Below are 24,879 nucleotides of genomic sequence, written 5' to 3'. Positions count from 1 at the left end.
GGGGCGGCGGGGCCGGCCGGGGCGGCCGAACCGGTGGGCGTGCCCGCCCCGTTGGCGGCGCCGCCGCCCTGACCGGGCTTGCCCGGGCCGGACTTGCGCGGCGCGAACCAGTCGCTGGTCTTCTCCTCGGCGGGCTGGGGAAGTTGTGGCTCGACCGGAGGCTCGACCGCGCCCGGCGAGGGGGCCGTGCTCGGCGCCGCGGGCTCGGCGGCGCCGCTGTCGGCGCTCTCGGAGTCGGCGACGGGCTGGCGGACGACGACCGGCGGAATGGGCCGCGATCCGGGGATGTTGATCCGGATCCGGGTCGTCAGCGTGGTCTCGGTCTTGCGCTCCTCGGTCCCTGCGCCCGAACGGCCCGTGTCCGCACCGTTTTCGGAAGCCGTGGGGGTGCCGTAGGGCGGCGTGCCCGAGGGGTATGCGGTACCCCCGTGCCCGTTGGGCCCGGAGGACGGACTGTCAGTTTCACGACTCAAGGCAGGTTCTCCCGGTTGGCTCCACCGCCGGTTCCGACCTCATGTACGCGGGCAGCGCGGCGGCGGCTCCACCATACTGGCCACTTCGCGCGGGTATCCCGCGACCGCTGGGGAAACCCACACGGGACTCGCACGAGCCCACGACGGCGAACCGGTACGTCATTCGCCAAGCCGGACGGACCGGCCACCCGCTCGGGGCGCCGGAGCGAGGGTGGCGCAGATCACAGCCACGGCCATGCCGCCGAGCAGGTAGGCGTACGAGCCCACGCCCGCGGCGAAGAGGAAGTCCCCTTCGGGACGGCTGGCGGTGAGCAGGATGACGGAGAGCATCCAGCCGGCCGCGCCCGCCACGGCTCCGGCCCGGCCTCCCGTCAGCCACGCCCCGCCGACGAACGCCCCGGCCGCGCCCACGAGCGCCAGCAGCAGCCCGCCCGGGAACCAGGCGGCCTGCACCAGCGATCCGGCGGCTCCGACCACCAGGCCGAGCACGAACAGACCGAGGTAGGCCGCGAACCGCCCGGCGGAGGGGCGCCGCAGCGGCTGCGCGAGCATCGAGTGCCGGTCGCTCATGACGCCGCCTCGATCCCGGCGAACAGGTCCGTCTCCCGCCCCGAAGGCCGCTCGCCGCGCACCAACTCGTAGTACTCCGTGCCGAACAGCGGCTGTGCGAGCTGGTTGGACAGTGCGAAGTACGGCTCGGCGACCTCGATCTGCGTGACGTGCGCGGCCATCGCGGCCGCCTTGGCGGCGGCGTACGCGGTGCCGTCGATCTCGGTGGTGATCCGCTCGTCCTCGACCACGCCGGGTACGTCGTCCGGTGCCGCGCTCCTGGTGAAGCCGAGGCCCGGCAGCGCGTCCTGGAGGCGGTCGAAGGCGTCCTCGGCGATCGTGCGCGGGACGCGGTTCCAGTAGACCTTGGCGATGCCGATGCCGGCCTCGTCGGCGAGGTCGGCGGCGCGCATGGCGATGCGGTGGGCCTGGATGTGGTCGGGGTGGCCGTAGCCGCCGTTCGGGTCGTAGGTGACGAGCACCTGGGGCCGCACCTCGCGGATCACCTCGACGAGCTGGGCGGCGGCCTCGCCGACGTCCGCCTGCCAGAGGCAGTCGGGGTCGTCGTTGTCGGGCAGGCCCATCATCCCGGAGTCCCGGTAGCGGCCGGCCGCGCCGAGCAGACGGAAGTCCTCCACGCCGAGTTCCCGCATGGCCGCGGTGAGCTCGCCCAGGCGGTGCTCGCCGAGGGCGGCGCCGGTCAGATGCGCGAGCCCGGGCGGGATCACCTCGCCACGCTCGCCGAGGGTGCAGGTGACCAGGGTCACATGGGCACCCTCGGCCGCGTACCGGGCCATGGTCGCGCCGTTGTTGATCGACTCGTCGTCCGGGTGCGCGTGCACCAGCAGCAGACGCCGGGAGGGCCGTTCCGTCATGGACCCACCCTACGAGCAGACCGGGCCGGTCAGAACTTGATGCCGCCGATCATGCCCGCGATGTTCGTGGTCAGCTCGCTGATCGTGGGCGCCACCGTGGACGAGGCGAGGTAGAAGCCCAGCAGCATGCAGACCACCGCATGCCCGGCCTTCAGCCCCGACTTCTTGATCAGCAGGAAGACGATGATCGCCAGCAGCACCACCGCCGAAATCGAGAGTGCCACGGCGGCTCACCTCCAAGAACCGGGAATGTGGGGACAATCAGTGCGAGGAAACGTGTAAATCCATACAGCGGCCAGCAGGTTCATACCCACGCAGCGCTAGTGATCATAACTATCCGTACGCGCGCATCGAATGGCGCACTGCCGCACAAGGGGGCGCATGGCCAATATGGTCGGGGCATGACCACCGAGCCTGACTCCTTCCCCCGACGGCACGCCCGCACCCAGCGGTTCACGCTCGGCGCGCCGCGTTCGTTCACCGTGGCTCCCGACGGTTCCCGTGTCGTCTTCCTGCGCTCGCACTCCGGCACCGACCGCGCGAACGCCCTGTGGGTGCTCGACCTGGCGGACCTCGCCGAGCGCCCGGCGGCCGACCCACGCGCCCTGCTGGGCGGAGCCGCGGAGGACCTCTCGCCCGAGGAACGGGCGCGCCGTGAACGCAGCCGCGAGGGCGGCGCCGGCATCGTCGGCTACGCCACCGACACGGCCGTGGAGTTGGCGTCTTTCACCTTGTCAGGGCGGCTCTTCACGGCCGAGCTGCGGGTCGGCACGGCGCGTGAACTCACCGTTCCCGCCCCGGTGATCGACCCCCGCCCGTCCCCCGACGGGCGGCACATCGCGTATGTCGCACAGGGCGCCCTGCGGGTGATCGGCGCCGAGGGCGAGGGCGACCGGGCGCTCGCGGAACCGGACGCGGAGTCGGTTTCCTACGGTCTGGCCGAATTCATCGCGGCGGAGGAAATGGGGCGTTCGCGAGGTTTCTGGTGGGCGCCGGAGTCCGACCGGCTGCTGGTGGCACGGGTGGACGACACGCCGGTGCGGCGGTGGTGGATCTCCGATCCGGCCCAGCCGGAACGTGATCCACAACACGTGCCCTATCCGGCGGCCGGCACGGAGAACGCGGACGTACGGTTGTTCGTGTTCGATCTGGGCGGGGCGCGCACCGAGGTCGTCTGGGACCGCGTGCGGTACCCCTATCTGGCGCGAGTGCACTGGTCAGCGGCGGGCGCACCGCTGATCCTGGTGCAGGCGCGTGACCAGCGCAGCCAGTTGTTCCTGGCGGTGGATCCGGACACGGGTGCGACCCGAATGGTGCACGCCGACGAAGATCCGATTTGGCTTGATCTTTTCCCTGGGGTGCCGTGCTGGTCCCCCTCGGGGCAGCTGGTGCGGATCGCCGACGAGGGCGGCGCGCGGGTCCTCTCGGTGGGTGAACGCCCCCTGACAGGACCGCAGTTGCACCTGCGTGCCGTGCTCGACGTCACGGCCGACGACGTGCTCGTGTCGGCCTCGGCCGGGGCGGAGGCGGCGAGTCCGGAGACCGGCGAGGTGCACGTCTATCGCGTCAACGAGCTCGGCGTCGAGCGCCTCTCGCAGGAGCCGGGTGTGCACTCGGCGGTGCGCGCCGGGGACGTGACCGTGCTCGTGTCCGCGACGCCGGGCCGGCCGGGCGCGACGGTGCGGGTGCTGCGCGAGGGCGACCGAAGGGAGACGGGGGTCCACCCGGCCGAAGGCTGGGGGAAGGTGGCGACTGTCCCGTCGTACGCCGAGGATCCCGGTATGTCCCCGCGCGTGACGCTCACCGTGGGGGGCGCACAGAGGATTCCGTGCGCCGTGCTTATGCCGCAGGACTACCAAGGAGACACTTCCCTTCCGGTTCTCCTCGACCCCTACGGCGGACCGCACGGCCCTCGCGTGGTCGCCGCGCACAACGCGTATCTGACCTCGCAGTGGTTCGCGGACCAGGGGTTCGCGGTGGTCGTCGCCGACGGGCGCGGCACGCCCGGCCGCTCCCCGGCCTGGGAGAAGGCGGTCCGGGACGACTTCACCGTCTCCCTCGACGACCAGATCGAGGCGCTCCAGGACCTCGCGAAGACGCACCCGCTGGACCTCAGCCGGGTCGCGGTCCGCGGGTGGTCCTACGGCGGCTGGCTGGCCGCCCTGGCCGTGCTGCGGCGGCCGGATGTCTTCCACGCGGGCATCGCCGGGGCCCCGGTGACGGACTGGCGGCTGTACGACACGCACTACACGGAGCGGTACCTGGGCCACCCGGCCGAGTCCCCGCAGGCGTACGCGAAGAGCTCTCTGATCACCGACGACGGCCTGTCCTCGGCGGCGGAGCCGCACCGCCCGCTGATGATCGTGCACGGCCTGGCAGACGACAACGTGGTGGTCGCCCACGCCCTGCGCCTGTCCTCCGCGCTGCTCGCCGCCGGCCGCCCCCACGAGGTGCTCCCGCTGTCCGGCGTGACCCACATGACGCCGCAGGAACAGGTCGCCGAGAACCTGCTGCTGCTGCAGGTGGACTTCCTGAAGCGGTCGCTGGGCCTGCCCCGCTGAACGGCAACGGGCCGGGGGACATGGCACACCCCCGGCCCGTTCACGGCACCCGCACGGCCGTACGTCGTAGAGAGTGGCGCGTCCTCATATCGGAGCCGGGTCGGCGCGGTTGCCTGTGTGTTACCGCGTCTCCCCGGGCGCGACGACCTGTTTCTCCTCCGCGAAATGACAGGCCGAGGGGTGGGCGGCGGGGCCGGTGGCCGAACGGTACTCGGCGGGAACCGTCAGCGTCGGGACCTCCAGGGCGCAGCGCTCGCGCGCCTTGAAGCAGCGGGTGCGGAACCGGCAGCCGGACGGGATGTTCGTCGGGGAGGGCACGTCACCGGCGAGGATGATGCGCTCGCGGTGCTCACGGGCCTCAGGGTCGGGCACGGGGACGGCGGAGAGCAGCGCCTGCGTGTAGGGGTGCGTGGGGTGGTCGTAGATCTCGGCGTCCCGGCCGATCTCCACGATCCGCCCGAGGTACATCACCCCGACCCGGTCCGAGATGTGCCGGACGATGGACAGGTCGTGCGCGATGAACACGTAGGACAGGTCGAACTCGGCCTGGAGCCGCTCCATCAGGTTGATGACCTGCGCCTGCACGGACACGTCCAGCGCGGAGACCGGTTCGTCGGCGACGATGATCTCCGGGCGCAGCGCCAGCCCCCGGGCGATGCCGATGCGCTGGCGCTGGCCGCCGGAGAACTGGTGCGGATAGCGGTTGATGTACTCCGGATTGAGGCCGACGACGTCCAGCAGTTCCTGGACACGCCTGCGCCGGTCGCCCTTCGGCGCCGCCTCGGGGTGGATCTCGTACGGCTCGCCGATGATGTCGCCCACCGTCATGCGGGGGTTGAGCGAGGTGTACGGGTCCTGGAACACCATCTGGATGTTGCGCCGGACGGCCTTGAGCGCCCTGCCGGACAGCCTGGTGATGTCCTCGCCCTTGTACCGGATCACCCCGGCGGTCGGCTTCTCCAGGTGCACCAGCATCTTCGCGACCGTCGACTTCCCGCAGCCGGACTCCCCGACGATGCCGAGGGTCTCGCCCCGGTCGAGCGTGAAGTCCACGCCGTCGACGGCCTTCACCGAGCCGACCTGTTTGCGGAAGAGGACGCCGGTGGTGAGCGGGTAGTGCTTGACGAGCCCGCTGACCTCAAGAACCGGATCGGCCATCGAGGCACTCCCTCCAGAAGTGGCAGGCACTCCCCCGCTCCCCGGACACCTCGTACAACGGGGGTACGTCCGTCCGGCACACGTCGCGGGCCATCGGGCAGCGCGGGTGGAAGGCGCACCCCGGCGGGATGTTCAGCAGGCTCGGCGGCAGGCCCTTGATGGCGTGGAGCTCCTGGCCCTTGCGGTCCAGGCGTGGGATGGATTCGAGCAGGCCGCGCGTGTACGGGTGGGCCGGCGCCTTGTAGATGTCGTGCACCGGCGCCGACTCCACGATCCGGCCCGCGTACATCACGGCGATCCGGTCGGCGACGTCGGCGACCACGCCCAGGTCGTGGGTGATCAGGATCAGCCCCATGTCCAGCTCGCGCCGCAACTCCGCGAGCAGCTCCATGACCTGGGCCTGGACGGTGACGTCGAGGGCGGTGGTCGGCTCGTCGGCGATGATCAGGGCCGGTTCCAGGGCGAGCGCCATCGCGATCATGATGCGCTGGCGCATCCCGCCGGAGAACTGGTGCGGGTACTGCCTCACCCGCTCCCTGGCGCCAGGGATGCGCACCCGGTCCATCAGCTCGACGGCCTTGGCCCTGGCGTCCTTCCTGGACATGCCCCGGTGCACGACGAACATCTCGCCGAGCTGGTCGCCCACCGTCAGCACGGGGTTGAGCGAGGACAGCGCGTCCTGGAAGATCATCGCCATCCCGGCGCCGCGCACCTTGCGCCGCTCCTCCTCCTTGAGCCGGAGCAGGTCCCTGCCCTGGAAGAGGACCTCACCGCCGGTGATCCGCCCCGGGGGCATGTCGAGGATCCCCATCACGGCCTGCGCGGTGACGGACTTGCCCGAGCCGGACTCCCCCAGCACGGCGAGCGTCTCGCCCGCGTCCACGCTGTAGGTGACGCCGTTGACGGCCTTGGCGACCCCGTCGCGGGTCCGGAACTCCACGTGCAGATCACGTACGTCGAGCAGCATGGGGGCGCCTCACCTCAGCTTGGGGTCGAGGGCGTCGCGCACCGCGTCGCCGAGCATGATGAACGCCAGCACGGTGACCGCGAGCGCCCCGGAGGGCCACAGCAGGGCGTGCGGGGCGTTGCGGATGTAGGGCGAGGCGGCGGAGATGTCGATGCCCCAGGAGACGCTCGGCGGCTTCAGGCCGACGCCCAGATACGACAGGGTCGCCTCCAGCGCGATGTAGGTGCCGAGCGCGATGGTCGCCACGACGATGACCGGCGCGACGGCGTTGGGCGCGATGTGCCGCAGCAGCAGCCGGGCGTGGGAGGCGCCGAGGGAGCGGGCGGCCTGGACGTAGTCGTTCTGCTTGGCGGTGATGACCGCGCCGCGGGCGATCCGGGAGATCTGCGGCCATCCGAGCAGCACCATGAACCCGATGACCGGCCAGATGCTGTTGCTGGTGACCACCGACAGCAGGACCAGCCCGCCGAGGACGACCGGGATCGCGAAGAAGATGTCGGTGATCCGGGACAGGATCGAGTCGCCGGCGCCGCCGAAGAACCCGGCGAGGCCGCCGAGGACGCTGCCGAGGACCGCGACCCCGAGCGTGGCGCAGACACCGACCGCGACGGACGTACGGGCGCCGTAGACCGTGCGCGTGTAGACGTTGCAGCCCTGGCCGTCGTAACCGAAGGGGGCGCCGGGCTGGGAGCCCTCCTGGGCCTTGGCCAGGTCACAGCGCAGGGGGCTGCCGGAGGCGATCGCGGACGGCCACAGGGAGATGAAGACCAGGAAGAGGATCACCAGGGCGGAGACGAGGAAGACCGGGTTGCGGCGCAGGTCGTGCCAGGCGTCGGACCACAGGGAGCGCGGTCTGCCGGACGGGCCGCCGGTGTCCGGGCCGCCGGGCGGGCGCTCCAGCGTCCGGGCCTCGCTGGTGGCGAGGTCCATCGCACCGCCCATGCCGGTGCCGGCGACGGCACCCGTGGGCGCGCCGGTGTCCTGGGCGTCAGACATAACGGATCCTCGGGTCGAGTACGGCGTACAGGAGGTCGACGAGGAGGTTGGCGAGCAGGAAGACCAGGACGAGGACGGTCACGAAGCCGACGACGGTCTGGGTGTTCTGACGGAGGATGCCCTGGTAGAGCTGGTAGCCGACGCCGTGGATGTTGAAGATGCGCTCGGTCACGATGGCGCCGCCCATCAGAGCGCCGATGTCGGTGCCGATGAAGGTGACCACCGGGATCAGGGAGTTGCGCAGCAGGTGGCGGGTGATGACCCGGCGTCTGGGCAGGCCCTTGGCGATGGCGGTGCGGACGTAGTCGGAGCGGCGGTTCTCCGCGATGGAGGTGCGGGTCAGGCGGGTGACGTACGCCAACGAGACGGAGGCGAGGACGAGGCCCGGCAGGAGCAGTTCGCCGAAGGGGGCCTCGGGGGACACCGACGGCCGGATCCAGCCCCACTCGACGCCGAGCAGGAGCTGAAGGAGCAGGCCGGTGACGAAGGTGGGGACGGAGATGACCACCAGCGTGGCCAGCAGCACGCCGGTGTCGACGGGGCGGCCGCGGCGCAGGCCCGTGACCACGCCCAGGGTGACGCCGATGACGATCTCGAAGAGGATCGCGACGACGGTCAGCCGGATGGTGACGGGGAAGGCGCTGCCCATCAGCTCGGTGACCGGCTGGCCGTTGAAGGCGGTGCCGAAGTCGCCGGTGAAGAGGTTGCCCATGTAGGTCAGGTATTGCTGCCAGACCGGCTTGTCGAGGCCGAACTCCTTCCTGAGCTGGGCGGCCGTCGCGGGGTCGCACTCCCGCTCCCCGCACAGGCCGGCGATGGGGTCGCCCATCACGTTGACCATCAGGAAGATCAGCAGCGTGGCCCCGACGAACACCGGGATCATCTGCAGCAGCCGCCGGACGACGTACCGTCCCATGGCGCCGCCTCAGCTGACCTTGATCTCGTCGTAGACCGGGACGGAGAACGGGTTGAGCTTCACGTCGGACAGCCGCTGCGAGTAGCCGGCGCTGCCGTTCTGGTACCAGAGCGGGATGGCGGCCATGTTGTCCCGGACGACCTCCTCGGCCTGCTGGAAGGTCCGCACGGCCTTGGCGGCGTCGGTCTCGGAGTTCGCCCGGTCGACGAGTTCGTCGAACTTCTCGTCGGACCACTTGCCGTCGTTCGAAGAGGCGTCGGTGTAGTAGAGCGGCTGGAGGAAGTTCTGGATCAGCGGGTAGTCCATCTGCCAGCCGGCGCGGAACGGGCCCGTCATCTCCTTGTCGGTGATCCGGCCCCGGAAGTCGGCGAAGGTGCCGACCGGGTCGGTGACGCAGGCGCGGTCGTTGTCGAGGGCGTTGTTGATGGAGTTGCAGACGGCGTCCACCCACTGCTTGTGCGAGCCGGTGTCCGCGTTGACCGTGATCTTCACCTGGCCTCCGGGCAGCCCGCCGCCCTCCTCGATCAGCTTCCTCGCCGCGGCCGGGTCGTACTCGCACCACTCGCCGCACAGGCCCGGTCTGTAGCCGCCGTCCTCGCCCAGCACCGGTGAGGTCCAGTCGGTGGCCGGGGTGCGGGTGCCGGCGAAGATGGTCTTGGTGATCTGCTTCCGGTCGATCGCCCGGGACAGGCCCTTGCGGACCTTGTCCATGCCGGGCTTGTCCCAGTCCTTGTCGTAGTACGGGAAGGCGAGGGTCTGGAGGATGCCGGCCGGGGTGTTGAGGTAGCGGTCGCCGAGGTCGGTCCGTACGTTCTTCAGCTGGGCGGCGGGGACGTCGTCGACCAGGTCCAGGTTGCCCGCCATGAGGTCGGTGTAGGCGGTGTTGTTGTCGGTGTAGACCTTGAGGTCGACGCCGCCGTTCCGCGCCTTGTCGGGGCCCGGGTAGCCCTCCCAGGTGCGCAGCGACATCTGGGAGCCCTTGACGTACGAGTCAACGGCGTAGGGGCCGTTGCCGACGGGCTTGCTCAGCCAGGCCGCGTGGTCGTCGAAGAAGGCGCGGGGCAGCGGGGCGAAGGCGGCGTAGCCGAGGGTGTCGGGGAAGCTGGAGAACTTCTGGCTCAGTCGTACCGTGAAGGTGCGGTCGCCGGTGACCCGCAGACCGGACAGGGTGTCGGCGCTCTGCTTGCCGCCGCCTTCCGGGTGCACCTTGTCGTAGCCGTCGATGTAGCTGAAGAAGTAGGCGTTGCGCTGGTTGTTCTTCAGGTCGGCGCCGTAGTTCCAGGCGTCGACGAAGGAGCGGGCGGTGACCTTCTCGCCGTTGCTGAAGGTCCAGCCGTCCTTGACGGTGACGGTGAAGTTCCGGGAGTCGCTGGTCGTGATGGACTCGGCGAGCATGTCCTCGGCCTTGCCGCTCACCGGGTCGTACCTCTTCAGCCCGCGGAAGATCATGTCGAGGACCTTGCCGCCCTGCACCTCGTTGGTGTTGGCGGGCTCCAGGGGGTTCTGCGGGTCGCCCCAGGAGGAGCTGAGCACCGCGCCACCGTCACCGCTGCCGCCGCCACCGCCGCAGGCCGTCGCCGCGAGCGCTACGGCCGCCGCGCATGCGGCCCATGTGGCGTGCGTCGCTCTGCGCATGGGGTGCCTCCTCGTGAAGGTGCCGGTGTCGGCGCCGCGCGGATCCGTTAACGGCCAATATCGACCCGGAATGGATCATTCGCACGTCAGCTCCGCCCGTACGGGTCCACATATCGCGCAAGACGGGTATCAGCCCGTCACCTGGGAGGCTTCACAGGTCTGGACCTCTGATGATCACGGTCCTATCAACTTGTTGTTTCCGCAGGCCACCAGGGGTGCAGGCGCCATTGACGGGCCCGGAGCGGCGCTGATAGACACCGGGAACCCGTCCCTGTGCGAGCGATGACGCGAGGTCAGGTTCTATGAAGCGACACGACCAGCATGGCCACCCCCACGGACTCCGCCCCCGCGTGCCCCGTATCCTCGCCGCCCTCCTCACACTGTCGGTGGCGCTCGTGGTACCGCTCGGCGGCCCCGCGCCCTCGCAGGCCGCAGCAGCGGACGATAAGAAGGTCCTCACCGTCGCGGTGGCGCAGAGTGTGGACTCGCTGAGTCCCTTCCTGGCGTCCCGACTGGTCAGCACGAGCATCCACCGGCTCATGTACGAGTACCTCACCAACTACGACCCCAAGGACGCCCGCGCGATCCCGGGTCTCGCCACCAAGTGGACGCCGTCCGCCGACAAGCTCAGCTGGACGTACACGATCCGCTCCGGCACCAAGTGGTCGGACGGCAAGCCGGTCACCGCCGAGGACGCTGCCTGGACGTTCAACAAGATGATGACCGACGAGAACGCGGCCACCGCCAACGGCAGCTTCGTCGGCAATTTCAAGAAGGTGACGGCTCCCAGCCCCACCCAGCTCGTCATAGAACTCGACAAACCGCAGGCCACGATGGCCGCCCTTGATGTGCCAATCGTGCCCAAGCACGTCTGGGAGAAGGTGAAGGACTTCTCCAAGTTCAACAACGACACGGAGTTTCCCGTTGTCGGCAACGGGCCGTTCGTCCTCACCGGCTACAAGGCCGACAGCTATGTGCGACTGGAGCCGAACGAGAACTTCTGGCGCGGGCCCGCGAAGTTCGACGAGTTGCTCTTCAAGTACTACAAGGACGGTGACGCGGCCGTCGCCGCTCTGCAGAAGGGCGAGGTGTCCTTCGTCAGCGGCCTGACGCCCGCTCAGGCAGAGGCGCTGCAGGGGCAGCAGAACATCAAGGTCAACGACGCGCCCGGCCGTCGTTTCTACGCGCTGGCCACCAATCCGGGCGCGCGGGCCGCGAACGGCGAGAAGTTCGGTGACGGCCATCCCTCGCTCCTGGACCAGCGGGTACGGCAGGCGCTGTTCATGGCGGTCGACCGTACCGCCCTGGTCGATAAAGTCTTCCAAGGCCATGCCGTCGAAGGTGAGGGATACATCCCGCCGCGCTTCTCGCCGTACTACTGGAAGCCGTCGGCGGAGCAGAAACTCGCCTACGACCCCACGCAGGCGGCCCAACTCCTGGACCAGGCGGGCTACAGGAAGAACGGCGACGGTGAACGGGTCGGCAAGGACGGCAAACCGATCAACTACCGCATCCTCTGTCACGCCACCGACCCGAACGACAAGGCCGTCGGCCAGTACCTCAAGGAGTGGTGGAGCGACCTCGGCATCGGCGTGACGCTCAACTGCCTCGACAACGTGTCCGACCCCTGGCTGGCGGGCCAGTACGACCTTGCGTTCGACGGCTGGTCGGTCAACCCCGACCCTGACTTCGTCCTGTCGATCCACACCTGCGACGCCCTGCCCGCCACCCCCGAGGACGTGGGTGCGACCGACAACTTCATCTGCGACAAGAAGTACGACGAGTTGTACGCGCGGCAACTGGCTGAGTACGACCCGGCCACCCGGGCCGACCTCGTCAAGCAGATGGAGTCGCGCCTGTACGACCTCGGGTACATGAACGTCATGGCGTACCCGAACGCGGTCGAGGCATATCGCACGGACCAGATCAAGTCGATCACCACCATGCCGGAGAAGGCGGGCAACATCTACGGCCAGGACGGGTACTGGAGTTGGTGGTCGGCGGTACCGGCCGCCTCCGGTGACTCCTCCGACGGCTCGGGCTCAACGGGCGTGGTCGTGGGGATCGTGGCCGGTGCTGTCATCCTTGTCGGCGCGGGCGTGTTCTTCGGTCTGCGGCGGCGTGCGACCGCCGAGGACCGCGAGTAGCCTTCATGGTCGCTGACGCAGCATCCGTATCCGTGACGAAGGCCGGTGGTCCATCGGCCCCCAAGAGGACCGGCTACCTCCGGTACGGCGTCGCCAAGCTGGGTGGCGCTGTCGTGTCCCTGTTCGCCGTCCTGGTCACCAGTTTCTTCCTGTTCCGGCTGATCCCTGGGGACCCGGTCAAGTACATGACCGGCGGGCGTCAGGTCTCGAACGAACAACTCGCCGCTTACCGGAAGGAGTTCGGGCTCGACCTTCCGGTGTGGCAGCAGTTCACGGACTACTGCCGCAAGGCCCTTACCGGGGATCTCGGCACGTCGTACCAGTTCCGGACCCCGGTCATCGACAAGATCGTCGAGGCGCTTCCCAATACCCTCGTCCTCACCGGCACGGCATTCGTCCTCTACACCGCGCTGGGCATCCTCCTCGGCACACGTTCGGCATGGCGCCACGGCCGCCTCGGCGACCGGCTGAACACCGGCCTGGCGCTGACCCTCTACTCCATTCCGTCCTTCTGGCTGGGGCTGTTGCTCATCATCGTGTTCGCGGTGGGCATGGGCCCGATTCCCGGCCTCTTCCCGACCGGTGGCATGGAGTCGGGGAGCGAGGAGGGCATCGTGTACGTCATCGATGTCGCACACCATCTCGTGCTGCCGGTGATCACGCTGGTCGCCGTCGAGTACGGCCAGACCCTGCTGGTCACCCGCTCGGCACTGCTCGACGAGATGGGCAGCGACTATCTGACCACGGCGCGCGCCAAAGGCCTCAGGGACGACGCGGTCCGGCGCCGGCACGCCGTGCCCAACGCGATGCTGCCGACGGTGACGCTGATCTTCGTGAACCTGGGCCGGACCGTGGCGGGTGTGATCCTCGTCGAGACCGTCTTCTCGTGGCCGGGCCTGGGCGGACTCTTCTACCAGGCACTGAGCGTGCCCGATCTACCGCTGGTCCAAGGCCTGTTCTTCGTGTTCGCGGCAGCGGTGATCGTGATGAACACACTGGCCGATCTGATCTATCCGCTGCTCGATCCCAGGGTGGCCCGATGACAACCGCTGAGAGGCCTGTGCCGGCGGGGCGGCGGAAGCTCGCCTGGCAGCGTCGTCGCGAATCCGCAGCCCGTTTCTGGAAGCGCTATCGAACGCACCGTGCGGGCCTGGTGGGTCTGACCGCCCTCGCCCTCGTCGTACTGGCCGCCCTGACCGCGCCACTGACGGTCGGCTCGGACGTCGCGAGCGTGACGGACGCGCCGGGCAGCCCGATGGAGAGTCCGAGCGCCGAGTTCCCACTGGGAACGGACCGCTTCGGTCGCGATCTGCTGGGCCTGCTGATCTGGGGCTCGCGTGTCTCGCTCCTGGTCGGGCTACTGGCGGCGGTGCTCTCGGTGGTGATCGGTGCTCTGGTCGGAATCACCGCCGGGCACTTCCGCGGAGGGTACGCCACCGTGCTGATGCGGATCACGGACTGGTTCCTCGTGATGCCGACGCTGGTGCTCGCCATCGCGCTCGCCACGGTGCTGTCCCGGTCCCTCGGCACGGTCGTCCTGGCGATCGGCGTCACCACCTGGCCGACCACGGCCCGGCTGGTTCGGGCGCAGACGCTGGCGGTGGAGGCCCGTCCGTACATCGAACGTGCGAAGGCGCTCGGTGGCGGCCACTGGCACGTCATGTCGAGGCACGTTCTGCCGAACGTCATGCCGCTGGTGCTGGCACAGACCACCTTGATGATCTCCTCCTCCATCCTCGCCGAGGCGACTCTCGCCTTCCTGGGCCTGGGCGATCCGACGGTCGTGTCCTGGGGCGGAATGCTTCAGGAGGCGCGGGAGGCGGGTGCGGTCAGCTCGGGCGACTGGTGGTATCTGGTGCCACCTGGTATCGCCATCGCCGTGATCGCGCTGGCCTTCACACTGTGCGGGCGTGCGGTGGAGTCCGTTCTCAATCCCAGGCTGGGGGTGGCCCGTTGACACTGCTCGAAGTCCGGAGCCTGGAGGTGACCTATCCGGGCGGTGCGGCCGCCGTGCGGGGTGTGGACCTGACGCTGGCGGCAGGGCAGAAGCTCGGCCTCGCGGGCGAGTCCGGGTGCGGCAAATCGACGCTGGCACTGGCGCTGCTGAGGCTGCTGCCGCCCGGAACGCGGATCGCCGGGTCGGTGCTGCTGGACGGCGAAGACATCCTGACCATGCGGTGGGGTCAGGTACGGGCGGTGCGGTGGGCCGGCGCCTCGATCGTCTTCCAAGGCGCCATGCACTCCCTCAACGCCGTACACCGCGTCGGCGATCAGATCGCGGAGCCGATTCTGCTGCACGGCAAGGCGACCAAGGCGGCGGCGCGCAGTAGAGCGGGAGAGCTGCTGGAACATGTCGGTCTTCCGGCCGCACGGGCGAGGGCGTACCCGCACGAGCTGTCGGGGGGCCAGCGCCAACGCGTGATGATCGCCATGGCGCTGGCCTGCGATCCACGGCTGGTCGTGGCCGACGAGCCGACCACGGCCCTGGATGTGATGATCCAGGCCCAGATCCTGCGCCTGATCGAGGGCCTGGTCGCCGAGCAGGACCTCGGCCTCATCATGATCAGCCATGACCTGGCGGTCCTCGCCGACACCTGCGATCGGCTCGCGGTGATGTACGCGGGCCGGGTGGTCGAGGAGGGCCCGGCCCGGGAGGTCTACGAGGACGCGCGCCATCCGTACGCCGAGGCACTGTCGTCCGCGTTCCCCAGGATCGGCGATCCTACGTCGAGGTTCGCCCCGCGCGGCCTGGCAGGCGACCCGCCGGACCCGTCGGACCTGCCGGCGGGCTGCGCGTTCCACCCACGGTGCCCGGTGGTGCTGACCGGGTGTGCGTCGATGGATCAGACGCTGCGGGGGGCGGGGCCCGGCCGAAGGGCGGCCTGCGTCCATGTGACGACGACGGCACCGGAAGCGGAACTGGACGCAGGGAGCCTCACATGACCACACCACCGGCGCCGTTGCTCACCGCTCAAGACCTGCACGTGACCTTCCCCGGCCGCCACGGCACCGCCCCTGCCCGCGCCGTTGACGGCGTCGAACTCGATATCCGGGCCGGCGAGATCGTCGCGCTGGTCGGCGAGTCGGGCTGCGGCAAGACGACGCTCGCGCGGGCGCTGCTCGGTCTCGTGGCACCGACCGCTGGGCGCGTCAGCTTCGGCGGGCAGCGGCTGACATACACCTCCCGGGCCCTGAAGTCGTACCGCAGGCGGGTCCAACTGGTGCTCCAGGACCCGTCCGGCTCATTGAACCCACGGCACACGGTGTACGACGCGGTGGCCGAGGGGCTACGGATCCACGGGCACGACGGTGACGAGAGGGAGGCGGTGGCGCAGGCTCTGTCCCGGGCCGGGCTCCGCCCACCCGAGCGCTTCTTCCTGCGTTACCCGCACGAGCTGTCCGGGGGCCAGCGGCAGCGTGTCGTGATCGCCGGCGCGCTGGTGCTGGGGCCCGAACTCATCGTCGCGGACGAGCCGGTGGCGTCCCTCGACGCCTCCGTACGCGGGGAGATCCTCTCCCTGCTGCTGCGGCTGCGTGACGAACTGGGTCTGGCCGCCCTCGTGGTGACCCACGACCTGGGACTGGCGTGGAACATCGCCGACCGCGTCGCGGTGATGTACCTGGGCCGGATCGTGGAGACCGGCGCCGTCGAGCAGGTACTGATGGCACCACGACATCCCTACACCCAGGCATTGTTGTCCGTCGCGCCGGAGTCCACCGGCGAAGCCGTGGTACTGACCGGTGAGCCGCCCGACCCCACCCGCATCCCCTCCGGCTGCCGCTTCCACGCCCGCTGCCAGATCCTGGCGAGCGGCGAGGCGGAGGCGGCGGGCGTCGCAGGCGCCTGCCGGACGCGGGACCTGGAAGTCCTGGCCGGAGGCGGCGGGACCCAGGTGGCGTGCCACTGGGCACGGACGAGGGTCACCACGTGACAGCTTGTGACCCGGACGGAACGCGGGCGGCACTCCCGCGCAAACGCCGGTTCCCGGCACCTGTGTGAGGTGCCGGGAACCCGGGGAAGGGGCCGTCAGGCCGCGTGGACCACGTCCTTCTCCTCGGCGAAGTGGCAGGCCGACTCGTGGGCGGCCGGCGTGTCCAGGCCCCGGAAGCGCTCGGGGACGGCAAGGAGCGGGACTTCCTCGGCGCACTTGTCCTGTGCCTTCCAGCAGCGGGTGCGGAAGCGGCAGCCGGACGGCGGGTTGGCCGGGGACGGCACGTCGCCGGTGAGGATGATCCGCTCGCGGTGCGCACGGGCCTCAGGGTCCGGGACGGGCACGGCGGACAGGAGCGCCTGGGTATAGGGATGCGTCGGGTGGTCGTAGATCTGCTCGTCGGAGCCGATCTCGGCGATCTTCCCGAGGTACATCACCCCCACCCTGTCCGAGATGTGCCGGACGATGGACAGGTCGTGCGCGATGAAGACGTAGGACAGGTTGAACTCGTCCTGCAGTCGCTCCATCAGGTTGACGACCTGCGCCTGCACGGACACGTCCAGCGCGGAGACCGGCTCGTCGCAGATGATGATCTCCGGGTTGAGCGCCAAGCCACGCGCGATGCCGATGCGCTGGCGCTGGCCGCCGGAGAACTGGTGAGGGTAGCGGTTGATGTACTCGGGGTTCAGACCGACGACGTCCAGCAGCTCCTGCACCCGGCGGCGCCGGTCACCCTTCGGGGCCACCTCGGGGTGGATGTCGAAGGGCTCACCGATGATGTCGCCGACCGTCATACGCGGGTTGAGCGAGGTGTACGGGTCCTGGAACACCATCTGGATGTTGCGGCGGACGGCCTTCAGAGCGCGGCCGGACAGCTTGGTGACGTCCTGGCCCTTGTAGAAGATCTCGCCGGCCGTCGCCTTCTCCAGGTTCATCAGGAGCTTGGCGACCGTGGACTTGCCGCATCCCGACTCGCCCACGATGCCGAGCGTCTCACCCTGGTGCAGGTCGAAGGAGACACCGTCCACGGCCTTGACCGCGCCGACCTGCTTCTTGAACAGGACGCCCAGGGTGAGGGGGAAGTGTTTCACCAGGTTGCGCACCTGGAGGATCGGCTCCCCACGCTCGACCGGCGACTCGATCACCGCGACGGCCTCCGTCTCGGAGCCCGCGGCCACGGTCTCCACCGCGGAGACGTTGGGGGTGGCGTCCTTCGGCTCGTCCTTCATGCCGGTCTCAGCCATGGATCGTCTCCTTCCAGAAGTGGCACGCCGAACCACGGCCCACCAGTTCGGTGCCGTCCTGCTCGGTGACCGAATGCAGTGGGGGGATCTCCGTACGGCACAGGTCCGTCGCCTTGGGACAGCGCGGGTTGAATGCGCAGCCGGTCGGAATGTGCAGCAGGTTGGGCGGCAGGCCCTTGATCGCGTAGAGCTCCTGGCCCTTCTGGTCCAGGCGGGGAATCGAGTCCAGCAGGCCACGCGTATAGGGGTGGGCGGGACGCTTGTACAACTCGTGGACCGGGGCGCGCTCCACGATCCGGCCCGCGTACATCACGGCGATCTTGTCCGCCACGTCGGCGACGACGCCGAGGTCGTGGGTGATCAGGATCAGACCCATGTTGTACTCGCGCTGCAACTCGGCCAGGAGCTCCATCACCTGGGCCTGGACCGTCACGTCGAGAGCGGTGGTCGGTTCGTCGGCGATGATCAGGTCGGGCTCCAGCGCCAGCGCCATCGCGATCATGATGCGCTGGCGCATACCGCCGGAGAACTGGTGCGGGTAGTCGTTCACGCGCGCCTCGGCGGCGGGAATCTTCACCCGGTCCATCAGCTCGATCGCCTTGGCCTTGGCGTCCTTCTTGGACATGCCCTCATGAACGCGGAACATCTCGCCGATCTGGTAACCGACGGACAGCACCGGGTTCAGCGAGGACAGCGCGTCCTGGAAGATCATCGCGATCTTGCGACCGCGGATCTTCCGCCGTTCCTCCGCGGACATCTTGAGCATGTCCTGGCCGCGGAAGATGATCTCGCCCTTGGGGATGCGCCCCGGCGGCATGTCGAGGATGCCCATGATCGCCTGAGCGGTCACGGACTTGCCGGAGCCGGATTCGCCGAGCACGGCGAGGGTCTCGCCCGCGTTGACGCTGTAGTTGACACCGTTGACCGCCTTGGCGACGCCGTCCCGCGTGTGGAACTCCACGTGCAGGTCCCGGACGTCGAGCAGCGGCCCTGTGTAGTCGTCCTCGGCTCGGGGCTCCAGAACGGCATCGGTGTCGTAGGTGATGCTCACGTAACGCCTCCCTCAGCGCGACTTCGGGTCAAGGGCGTTGCGTACTGCATCGCCGAACATGAGGAACGCCAGCACCGTGATGCTCAGCATCGCGGCAGGGAAGAACAGGACGTACTGCGCGGTACGCAGGTAGTCCTTGCCTGCCGAGATGTCCTGGCCCCAGGAAATCGAGTCGGTCAGACCGATGCCCAGGAAGGACAGGGTGGCCTCGGCCGTGATGTACCCGCCGAGCGCGATGGTGGCGACGACGATCACGGGGGCCACGGCGTTCGGAAAGATGTGCTTGAACAGGATCCGACCGGTTCCGGCGCCCAGCGCCTTTGCCGCGGTGACATAGTCGGCCTGCTTCACCGTGATCACCGAGCCGCGCATGACGCGGGCGATCTGCGTCCAGCCGAGGACGGCCAGCGACAGTGAGACCACCGGGACCGAGCGCTCGGAGAAGGTGTTGAGCACGACCATGGCCCCGAGCAGGAACGGGATACCGAAGAAGACGTCGGTGGTGCGGGACAGCAGCGAGTCCAGCCAGCCGCCGAAGTAGCCCGCGATCAGACCGAGCAGGCCTCCGAGCACGGTCACCACCGCGGTCACCATGACGCCGACGAGGATCGAGGCGCGGGTACCGTGCAGGACGCGGGCGTAGATGGAGCGGCCCTGGTGGTCGTAGCCGAACCACTCGGCGGAGAACAGGTGCCCGAGCTCGGGCTTCTGCAGGTAGTGGTTGGTCAGGTCGCCGTCGCGCGGACTGACACTGCCGGATATGAACAGGTCCGGTACGACCGCGACCAGCGTCAGCAGCAGGATCAGGCCCGCCGACAGGAGGAACATCCAGTTGTGCCGCAGGTCGTACCAGGCGTCGGACCACAGGCTGCGCGGCTTGCCGGGAGGGGGACCCGCCTCGGCGCTCAGTACGGCGCCCGGTGTGGTCGCGGTCTGGGCGGCCACGGCGCTGTCGGTCTTGGAGACCAGCTCAGGCATAGCGAATCCTCGGGTCCAGGACCGCGTACAGCAGGTCGACGATCAGGTTGACGAAGAGATAGATGAGGACCATCACCGTGACGATGCCCACCACCGTGGCCCCCTCGCGGCGGCTGAGCGCCTGGTAGACCAGGTTGCCGATGCCCTGGACGTTGAAGATGCCCTCGGTCACGATCGCGCCGGTCATCAGGTTGCCGATGTCGATGCCGAGGAACGTGACCACGGGGATCATCGAGTTTCGCATCAGGTGCATCGAGATGATGCGGCGGCGCGGCAGACCCTTGGCGATCGCGGTGCGCATGTAGTCGGCGCGGAGGTTCTCCGCGATGGACGTACGCGTCAGCCGGGCGACGTAGGCCAGGGAGAGCGAGGCGAGGACGGTGGCGGGAAGTATGAGTTGCCCGAAGTTCATCGAGTCCTGGACGGTCGGCGTGACCCAGCCGAACTGCATGGCGAACAGCCACTGGAAGAGAAAACCGAGCACGAACGACGGCACCGAGATCAGCGCCAGCGTCAGCACCAGTACACCGGTGTCGGTCTTCTTGCCGGCGCGCATGCCGGAGAGGACGCCGAGGGAGATGCCCGCGACGACCGTGAAGACGAACGCGATGATCGTCAGCCGGATCGTGACGGGAAAGGCCTCTCCGATGACCTCGGCCACCGGCCTGCGGCTGGCGATCTGCGTGCCGAAGTCGCCCTGCGGCAACCCGGCAAGGTAGTTGAGATACTGCTGCCACAGCGGCTTGTCCAGCCCGTACTCCGCCTTGATCTGCGCGATCTGCGACGGGTCCACGGACTGTTCTCCGTACAGCGCGCGCACGGGGTCTCCGGGCAGCGCGTACATCATGAGAAAAATCAGCAGTGTCGTCCCGATGAATACCGGGATCATCTGGAGCAGTCGCCGCGCGACGTAGCGCCCCATGGTTCCTCCATGTCGGTCACAGCGGGAGAGGCCGACGGGCGCGTCTCTCCGCGGTACGGAGACTCATGCCCGCCGGCCCCCCCGCCGGCACCGGTGACGGTCCGGATCTCCGGACCGTCACCCGAGTGCGAACTGTTCGCTTACTTCTTGATGACCTGGATGTCCTGGAGGACCGGGTCACCGTTGTTGTCGAACTTCACGTTCTTGACGTTCGTGGAGTAGCCGTAGTTGGCCTTGTAGTACCAGAGCGGGATGGCCGGCATCTTCTCGAACATGGCCTTCTCCGCCTCCTGGTAGGCCTTGATCGCGCCATCCAGGTCCGCGGCGTTGTCACCCTTCTTGAAGAGGGCGTCGATCTCCTTGTCGGCGAAGCCGGAGGTGTTGCCGTCCGCCTTGGAGCCGTACAGGTCCCTCATGAAGTTGACGTTCAGGGGGTAGTCCTGGACCCAGCCACCGCGGTAGAGGGACTTGACCTCCTTGGCGTCACGCGCGTCGAGGTCGGTCTGGAAGTCCGGCTTGGAGTCACCGACGCACTCCACGCCGACGGCCTTGCGGATGCTGTTGCAGACCGCCTCCACCCACTCCTTGTGACCGCCGTCGGCGTTGAACTGGATGCTGATCTTGTTACCCGGGACGCCGCCGCCCTCCTCGACGAGCTGCTTCGCCTTGGTCGGGTTGTAGGTCAGCACGTCGCCCGCCACGCCGGGCTGGAAACCGGCCACGCCCTTGGCCACGAAGCTGGTCGCGGCCTCACGGGTGTCGTTGAGGACCGTCTTGGTGATCGTCTCGCGGTCGATCGCCATCGACAGGCCCTGCAGGACCTTCGGGTCGATGTCCTTCCACTGTGCGGTGTAGAAGGCCGGGACGATGGACTGGACGGCGTTGTAGTCCTGGTCCACCGCGCGCTCGCCGAGGTCCGTCTTGCGCTTCGGCAGGTCCTTCGGGCCGATCTGGCGGATGACGTCCAGGTTGTTGGAGAGCAGGTCCTGGTAGCCGGCCTCGACGGTGGTGTAGTTCTTGAAGATCACACCGCCGTTCTTGGGCTTGTCCGCGCCCTTGTAGTCGGCGAAGGTCTTGACCTCGATCTGCTTCTTGTGCTCCCACGAGACGAACTCGTAGGGGCCGTTGCCGACCGGCTTCTCACCGTAGCCCTCGGGGTCCTTGAAGAAGCCGCTGGGCAGCGGGGACCACACGTCGTAGCCGAGCTTGTACTCGAAGTACGGGATCGGCGAGGTCAGCTCGATGGTGAAGGTCTTGTCGTCGACGACCTTCAGACCCGACATGCTCTCGGCCTTGGGGTCGCCGGACTCCGGGTGGACGTCCTCGAAGCCCTTGATGTCGGCGAACCAGTAGCTGTTGGTCTGGTTGTTCTTGATGTTGGCGGCCCAGTTCCAGGCGTCGACGTAGGACTTGGCCGTCACGGCCTCGCCGTTGTGGAACTTCCAGCCGTCCTTGAGCGTGACCGTCCAGACCTTGTTGTCCGTGGTCTTGATGGACTCGGCGTTCTCGTAGACGACCTTGCCCTTGTCGTCGAAGTCGACGAGCTGGGAGAAGATCGCGCGGATCACCTTCGATCCGTTCGACTCCTTCGCGTTGGCCGGCTGCAGCGGGTTCTGCGGCTCACCGACATCGACCGAGAAGATGCCCTTCGGGTCGACAGCACCACTGTTGCCGCCCTCGCCGCTGTCGCCCCCACCGCCACAGGCGGTCGCGCTCAGTGCCACCACCGCGGCTATTGCCACCCACTTGGCGCTCCTGGCACCACGCATGGGTTCCTCCTCATGAGTCGATAGGTTCACCGCAAGGGGAAGCACTCGACACGCCGCCGTCACCGGCGCCGTCCACAGTCAAGTGCCCCCACGCTCGTGAGTCGGCGCCGGATGCAGCGCGTGACCCTTTAGTCCGAGCTCTACGCGCCTAACTATCTGCCATGGGCCGACGACCGAACCACACTCCCAAGGTCTCGGTTCGATCACACCTTGCGTGCACTTCTTCCAAAATGCGGACAAAGCGTTTGCCGAAAGATCACTGCGAAACGGACTTGTTACACACCTATCGGCCGCAGGCGTCCGCATAGCGGACGTAGGGGGGTAAAAACCAGTTGCGGATTCGGCTCCCGGAATGCGGGTACACCCGGCATTCCGCTCCGGCGGACGCGCGGCCGTGACGAGACGTCAACAGGGCAGGAGAGCGCATCGGCAGGAGCGTAGTGCGATACGGGCCTTCTGTGAGCTTCCTGAGTGAAGACGCAGGGTTTTCCCTACGCGGCTCAACGCTGCCGCGCCGGACACCCCCGAAGGGGCGCCCGGCGCGGTCGTACGCCGTGGGTCTCAGCCGTGCTTGGCGCGGCTCGCGGCGCGGGCACGCTCACGCGCGTCCAGGTTGACCTTGCGAATGCGAACGGCCTCCGGGGTCACCTCGACACACTCGTCGTCCCGGCAGAACTCCAGGGACTGCTCCAGGGACAGCTTGCGGGGCGGGACGATCGCCTCGAACGAGTCGGCCGACGAGGACCGCATGTTCGTGAGCTTCTTCTCCTTGGTGATGTTCACGTCCATGTCGTCCGAGCGCGAGTTCTCGCCGACGATCATGCCCTCGTACACCTCGGTGCCGGGGTCGGTGAACAGCACGCCGCGCTCCTGGAGATTCGTCATCGCGAACGCGGTGACGGCACCGGAGCGGTCGGCGACCAGCGAGCCGTTGTTACGGGTCTGCAGGGTGCCGAACCAGGGCTCGAAGCCCTCGTGGATGGAGTGGCCGATGCCGGTGCCGCGGGTCTGGGTCAGGAACTCGGTCCGGAAGCCGATGAGGCCGCGGGACGGCACCACGAACTCCATGCGGACCCAGCCGGAGCCGTGGTTCGACATGTTGTCCATCCGGCCCTTGCGCACGCCCATGAGCTGCGTGACCGCGCCCATGTGCTCCTCGGGCACGTCGATCGTCATGCGCTCGACGGGCTCGTAGGTCTTGCCGTCGACGACCTTGGTGACCACCTGCGGCTTGCCGATGGTGAGCTCGAAGCCCTCGCGGCGCATCTGCTCGACCAGGATGGCCAGCGCCAGCTCACCGCGGCCCTGCACCTCCCATGCGTCCGGGCGCTCGGTGTCCAGGACCCGGAGGCTGACGTTACCGATCAGCTCACGGTCGAGGCGGTCCTTGACCTGGCGGGCGGTCACCTTGCGGTCCTTGACGGCCGCCTTGGCGTCGGCGCCCTTGCCGGTGCCGCCACGGCCGACCAGCGGCGAGGTGTTGGTGCCGATGGTCATGGAGATCGCCGGCTCGTCGACCGTGATCAGCGGGAGCGGGATCGGGTTCTCGGTGTCTGCGAGGGTCTCGCCGATCATGATGTCCGGGATACCGGCGACGGCACAGATGTCACCTGGACCGGCCTTCTCGGCGGGCTTGCGGGTCAGCGCCTCGGTCATCATCAGCTCGCTGATGCGGACGTTGCTGACGGAGCCGTCGCGCTTGATCCAGGCGACGGTCTGGCCCTTGCGCAGCTCGCCCTGCTCCACGCGGACCAGCGCGATACGGCCGAGGAAGTTGTCCGCGTCCAGGTTGGTGACGTGCGCCTGGAGCGGGGCCTGCTCGTCGTAGTTCGGAGCCGGGATGTGCTGGAGGATCGTCGAGAAGAACGGCTGCAGATTCGTGGAGTCGGCCGGGACCGTGCCGTTCTCCGGCTTGGTCAGCGAGGCGATGCCGTCGCGGCCGCAGGCGTAGACGATCGGGAACTCGATCTGCTCCTCGTCCGCGTCCAGGTCGAGGAAGAGGTCGTAGGTCTCGTTGACGACCTCGTCGATACGGGCGTCCGGGCGGTCCGTCTTGTTGATGCAGAGGATGACGGGGAGCCGGGCCTGCAGCGCCTTGCGCAGCACGAAGCGGGTCTGGGGCAGCGGGCCCTCGGAGGCGTCGACCAGCAGTACGACACCGTCGACCATGGAGAGGCCGCGCTCGACCTCACCGCCGAAGTCGGCGTGGCCGGGGGTGTCGATGATGTTGATCGTGATCGGGTCCCCGCCGTCCTTCGGGTGGTACTTCACCGCGGTGTTCTTGGCGAGGATCGTGATGCCCTTCTCACGCTCCAGGTCGTTCGAGTCCATCATGCGGTCGTCGACGGAGTCGAGCTGGTGCGCGGCGAAGGCACCGGCCTGCTTGAGCATGGCGTCGACGATGGTCGTCTTGCCGTGGTCGACGTGGGCGACGATGGCGACGTTGCGGATGTCGTGGCGCGTGGCCATATTGCGGCGTACTCCCGGGATGGTGAGGACGGCTGCGCGTAGGACTGTGTTACGCGCGCCCTGCCGGGCTTGACACGCCACGGCCTCACCCCATCGTACGGGGCTGCCGCGGGTGAGGCTTGCGCGGATACGTCGGCCCAGGTGGGGGCGTTGTAGGGGAGGCCATGGCCGTCCGCGGCGCCGGCCTGTGCTCCCCACCCGGCCGGAGCACACCGCTCGGCCCGGCGCCGCGGGATG

The 24,879-nt window shown here is 68.6% G+C and carries 20 protein-coding genes and 1 pseudogene; 6 read left to right on the top strand and 15 right to left on the bottom strand.

The window, feature by feature from the left end:
* The 4 genes and pseudogenes from AB0O67_RS26915 to AB0O67_RS26900 all read right to left on the bottom strand — a co-directional run.
* Window positions 1-473: pseudogene (locus AB0O67_RS26915) on the bottom strand (hypothetical protein); the annotation flags it as partial.
* Between the two features lie 159 nt (window positions 474-632).
* The gene (locus AB0O67_RS26910) at window positions 633-1,043 is read right to left on the bottom strand and encodes a DUF6113 family protein (RefSeq protein ID WP_365455020.1); all 411 of its coding nucleotides are present in this window, start codon (window positions 1,041-1,043) and stop codon (window positions 633-635) included.
* Window positions 1,040-1,897 carry an N-acetyl-1-D-myo-inositol-2-amino-2-deoxy-alpha-D-glucopyranoside deacetylase gene (gene mshB, locus AB0O67_RS26905; RefSeq protein ID WP_365455017.1) on the bottom strand — a complete coding sequence of 286 codons (858 nt, stop codon included), beginning with the start codon at window positions 1,895-1,897 and terminating at the stop codon, window positions 1,040-1,042. Before mshB ends, AB0O67_RS26910 begins: the two co-directional genes overlap by 4 nt.
* Window positions 1,898-1,926: 29 nt before the next feature.
* Complete coding sequence (locus AB0O67_RS26900; RefSeq protein ID WP_365455014.1) at window positions 1,927-2,121, bottom strand: hypothetical protein; 195 nt, start codon at window positions 2,119-2,121, stop codon at window positions 1,927-1,929.
* A 177-nt stretch (window positions 2,122-2,298) separates the two neighbouring features.
* On the opposite strand from AB0O67_RS26900, the gene AB0O67_RS26895 reads away from it, so the two are divergent.
* Window positions 2,299-4,458: a prolyl oligopeptidase family serine peptidase gene (locus AB0O67_RS26895; protein ID WP_365455007.1), complete on the top strand. Its 2,160-nt coding sequence runs from the start codon at window positions 2,299-2,301 to the stop codon at window positions 4,456-4,458.
* A 120-nt stretch (window positions 4,459-4,578) separates the two neighbouring features.
* Here AB0O67_RS26895 and AB0O67_RS26890 read toward each other — a convergent pair whose 3' ends face one another.
* From AB0O67_RS26890 to AB0O67_RS26870, 5 genes are read right to left on the bottom strand one after another with little or no spacing between them, the layout of a single operon-like run.
* Window positions 4,579-5,616, bottom strand: coding sequence for a dipeptide ABC transporter ATP-binding protein (locus AB0O67_RS26890; protein WP_365455004.1), 1,038 nt, complete (start codon window positions 5,614-5,616; stop codon window positions 4,579-4,581).
* On the bottom strand, window positions 5,597-6,583 hold the full coding sequence (locus tag AB0O67_RS26885) for an ABC transporter ATP-binding protein (RefSeq protein WP_365455001.1): 987 nt from the start codon (window positions 6,581-6,583) through the stop codon (window positions 5,597-5,599). The genes AB0O67_RS26890 and AB0O67_RS26885 overlap by 20 nt, the downstream gene beginning before the upstream one ends.
* 9 nt (window positions 6,584-6,592) lie before the next feature.
* Complete coding sequence (locus AB0O67_RS26880) at window positions 6,593-7,579, bottom strand: ABC transporter permease (RefSeq protein ID WP_365454998.1); 987 nt, start codon at window positions 7,577-7,579, stop codon at window positions 6,593-6,595.
* Window positions 7,572-8,495, bottom strand: coding sequence for an ABC transporter permease (locus AB0O67_RS26875; protein WP_365454995.1), 924 nt, complete (start codon window positions 8,493-8,495; stop codon window positions 7,572-7,574). The genes AB0O67_RS26880 and AB0O67_RS26875 overlap by 8 nt, the downstream gene beginning before the upstream one ends.
* A 9-nt stretch (window positions 8,496-8,504) precedes the next feature.
* Window positions 8,505-10,130, bottom strand: coding sequence for an ABC transporter substrate-binding protein (locus tag AB0O67_RS26870; RefSeq protein ID WP_365454992.1), 1,626 nt, complete (start codon window positions 10,128-10,130; stop codon window positions 8,505-8,507).
* A gap of 302 nt (window positions 10,131-10,432) precedes the next feature.
* On the opposite strand from AB0O67_RS26870, the gene AB0O67_RS26865 reads away from it, so the two are divergent.
* The 5 genes from AB0O67_RS26865 to AB0O67_RS26845 are packed head-to-tail and all read left to right on the top strand — an operon-like array spanning window position 10,433 to window position 16,209.
* Complete coding sequence (locus AB0O67_RS26865) at window positions 10,433-12,277, top strand: ABC transporter substrate-binding protein (protein WP_365454989.1); 1,845 nt, start codon at window positions 10,433-10,435, stop codon at window positions 12,275-12,277.
* Window positions 12,278-12,282: 5 nt separating this feature from the next.
* Complete coding sequence (locus AB0O67_RS26860; RefSeq protein ID WP_365454986.1) at window positions 12,283-13,320, top strand: ABC transporter permease; 1,038 nt, start codon at window positions 12,283-12,285, stop codon at window positions 13,318-13,320.
* Complete coding sequence (locus AB0O67_RS26855) at window positions 13,317-14,234, top strand: ABC transporter permease (RefSeq protein ID WP_365454983.1); 918 nt, start codon at window positions 13,317-13,319, stop codon at window positions 14,232-14,234. Before AB0O67_RS26860 ends, AB0O67_RS26855 begins: the two co-directional genes overlap by 4 nt.
* Window positions 14,231-15,220 (top strand): ABC transporter ATP-binding protein, encoded by a 990-nt coding sequence (locus tag AB0O67_RS26850; RefSeq protein ID WP_365454980.1) that lies wholly within the window; start codon window positions 14,231-14,233, stop codon window positions 15,218-15,220. Before AB0O67_RS26855 ends, AB0O67_RS26850 begins: the two co-directional genes overlap by 4 nt.
* Window positions 15,217-16,209, top strand: a complete 993-nt coding sequence (locus AB0O67_RS26845; RefSeq protein ID WP_365454977.1) for an ABC transporter ATP-binding protein — start codon at window positions 15,217-15,219, stop codon at window positions 16,207-16,209. The genes AB0O67_RS26850 and AB0O67_RS26845 overlap by 4 nt, the downstream gene beginning before the upstream one ends.
* Window positions 16,210-16,304: 95 nt before the next feature.
* Here AB0O67_RS26845 and AB0O67_RS26840 read toward each other — a convergent pair whose 3' ends face one another.
* The 6 genes from AB0O67_RS26840 to typA all read right to left on the bottom strand — a co-directional run bounded on the left by AB0O67_RS26840 (window position 16,305) and on the right by typA (window position 24,642).
* Window positions 16,305-17,453 carry a dipeptide ABC transporter ATP-binding protein gene (locus AB0O67_RS26840; RefSeq protein WP_365454974.1) on the bottom strand — a complete coding sequence of 383 codons (1,149 nt, stop codon included), beginning with the start codon at window positions 17,451-17,453 and terminating at the stop codon, window positions 16,305-16,307.
* Window positions 17,446-18,498: an ABC transporter ATP-binding protein gene (locus AB0O67_RS26835; RefSeq protein ID WP_365455023.1), complete on the bottom strand. Its 1,053-nt coding sequence runs from the start codon at window positions 18,496-18,498 to the stop codon at window positions 17,446-17,448. The genes AB0O67_RS26840 and AB0O67_RS26835 overlap by 8 nt, the downstream gene beginning before the upstream one ends.
* Before the next feature lie 18 nt (window positions 18,499-18,516).
* The gene (locus tag AB0O67_RS26830; RefSeq protein ID WP_365454971.1) at window positions 18,517-19,482 is read right to left on the bottom strand and encodes an ABC transporter permease; all 966 of its coding nucleotides are present in this window, start codon (window positions 19,480-19,482) and stop codon (window positions 18,517-18,519) included.
* Window positions 19,475-20,404 (bottom strand): ABC transporter permease, encoded by a 930-nt coding sequence (locus AB0O67_RS26825; RefSeq protein WP_365454968.1) that lies wholly within the window; start codon window positions 20,402-20,404, stop codon window positions 19,475-19,477. Before AB0O67_RS26825 ends, AB0O67_RS26830 begins: the two co-directional genes overlap by 8 nt.
* A gap of 140 nt (window positions 20,405-20,544) precedes the next feature.
* Complete coding sequence (locus AB0O67_RS26820) at window positions 20,545-22,173, bottom strand: ABC transporter substrate-binding protein (protein WP_365454965.1); 1,629 nt, start codon at window positions 22,171-22,173, stop codon at window positions 20,545-20,547.
* Between the two features lie 561 nt (window positions 22,174-22,734).
* The gene (gene typA, locus AB0O67_RS26815) at window positions 22,735-24,642 is read right to left on the bottom strand and encodes a translational GTPase TypA (protein ID WP_365454962.1); all 1,908 of its coding nucleotides are present in this window, start codon (window positions 24,640-24,642) and stop codon (window positions 22,735-22,737) included.
* Window positions 24,643-24,879 lie beyond the last annotated feature (237 nt).

Origin of the sequence: Streptomyces sp. NPDC086077, assembly GCF_040686175.1 — a bacterium.
Lineage (GTDB): Bacteria > Actinomycetota > Actinomycetes > Streptomycetales > Streptomycetaceae > Streptomyces.
The sequence above is the reverse complement of the archived record's forward strand: the minus strand, read 5'-3'. Positions and strand labels throughout refer to the sequence as shown.

What these genes read in the sequence shown, in the direction of transcription:
- AB0O67_RS26910 (WP_365455020.1), bottom strand. Translation starts at nt 1,043, where the DNA reads ATGAGCGACCGGCACTCGATGCTCGCGCAGCCGCTGCGGCGCCCCTCC.
- mshB (WP_365455017.1), bottom strand. Translation starts at nt 1,897, where the DNA reads ATGACGGAACGGCCCTCCCGGCGTCTGCTGCTGGTGCACGCGCACCCG.
- AB0O67_RS26895 (WP_365455007.1), top strand. Translation starts at nt 2,299, where the DNA reads ATGACCACCGAGCCTGACTCCTTCCCCCGACGGCACGCCCGCACCCAG.
- AB0O67_RS26890 (WP_365455004.1), bottom strand. Translation starts at nt 5,616, where the DNA reads ATGGCCGATCCGGTTCTTGAGGTCAGCGGGCTCGTCAAGCACTACCCG.
- AB0O67_RS26885 (WP_365455001.1), bottom strand. Translation starts at nt 6,583, where the DNA reads ATGCTGCTCGACGTACGTGATCTGCACGTGGAGTTCCGGACCCGCGAC.
- AB0O67_RS26880 (WP_365454998.1), bottom strand. Translation starts at nt 7,579, where the DNA reads ATGTCTGACGCCCAGGACACCGGCGCGCCCACGGGTGCCGTCGCCGGC.
- AB0O67_RS26875 (WP_365454995.1), bottom strand. Translation starts at nt 8,495, where the DNA reads ATGGGACGGTACGTCGTCCGGCGGCTGCTGCAGATGATCCCGGTGTTC.
- AB0O67_RS26870 (WP_365454992.1), bottom strand. Translation starts at nt 10,130, where the DNA reads ATGCGCAGAGCGACGCACGCCACATGGGCCGCATGCGCGGCGGCCGTA.
- AB0O67_RS26865 (WP_365454989.1), top strand. Translation starts at nt 10,433, where the DNA reads ATGAAGCGACACGACCAGCATGGCCACCCCCACGGACTCCGCCCCCGC.
- AB0O67_RS26860 (WP_365454986.1), top strand. Translation starts at nt 12,283, where the DNA reads ATGGTCGCTGACGCAGCATCCGTATCCGTGACGAAGGCCGGTGGTCCA.
- AB0O67_RS26855 (WP_365454983.1), top strand. Translation starts at nt 13,317, where the DNA reads ATGACAACCGCTGAGAGGCCTGTGCCGGCGGGGCGGCGGAAGCTCGCC.
- AB0O67_RS26845 (WP_365454977.1), top strand. Translation starts at nt 15,217, where the DNA reads ATGACCACACCACCGGCGCCGTTGCTCACCGCTCAAGACCTGCACGTG.
- AB0O67_RS26840 (WP_365454974.1), bottom strand. Translation starts at nt 17,453, where the DNA reads ATGGCTGAGACCGGCATGAAGGACGAGCCGAAGGACGCCACCCCCAAC.
- AB0O67_RS26830 (WP_365454971.1), bottom strand. Translation starts at nt 19,482, where the DNA reads ATGCCTGAGCTGGTCTCCAAGACCGACAGCGCCGTGGCCGCCCAGACC.
- AB0O67_RS26825 (WP_365454968.1), bottom strand. Translation starts at nt 20,404, where the DNA reads ATGGGGCGCTACGTCGCGCGGCGACTGCTCCAGATGATCCCGGTATTC.
- AB0O67_RS26820 (WP_365454965.1), bottom strand. Translation starts at nt 22,173, where the DNA reads ATGCGTGGTGCCAGGAGCGCCAAGTGGGTGGCAATAGCCGCGGTGGTG.
- typA (WP_365454962.1), bottom strand. Translation starts at nt 24,642, where the DNA reads ATGGCCACGCGCCACGACATCCGCAACGTCGCCATCGTCGCCCACGTC.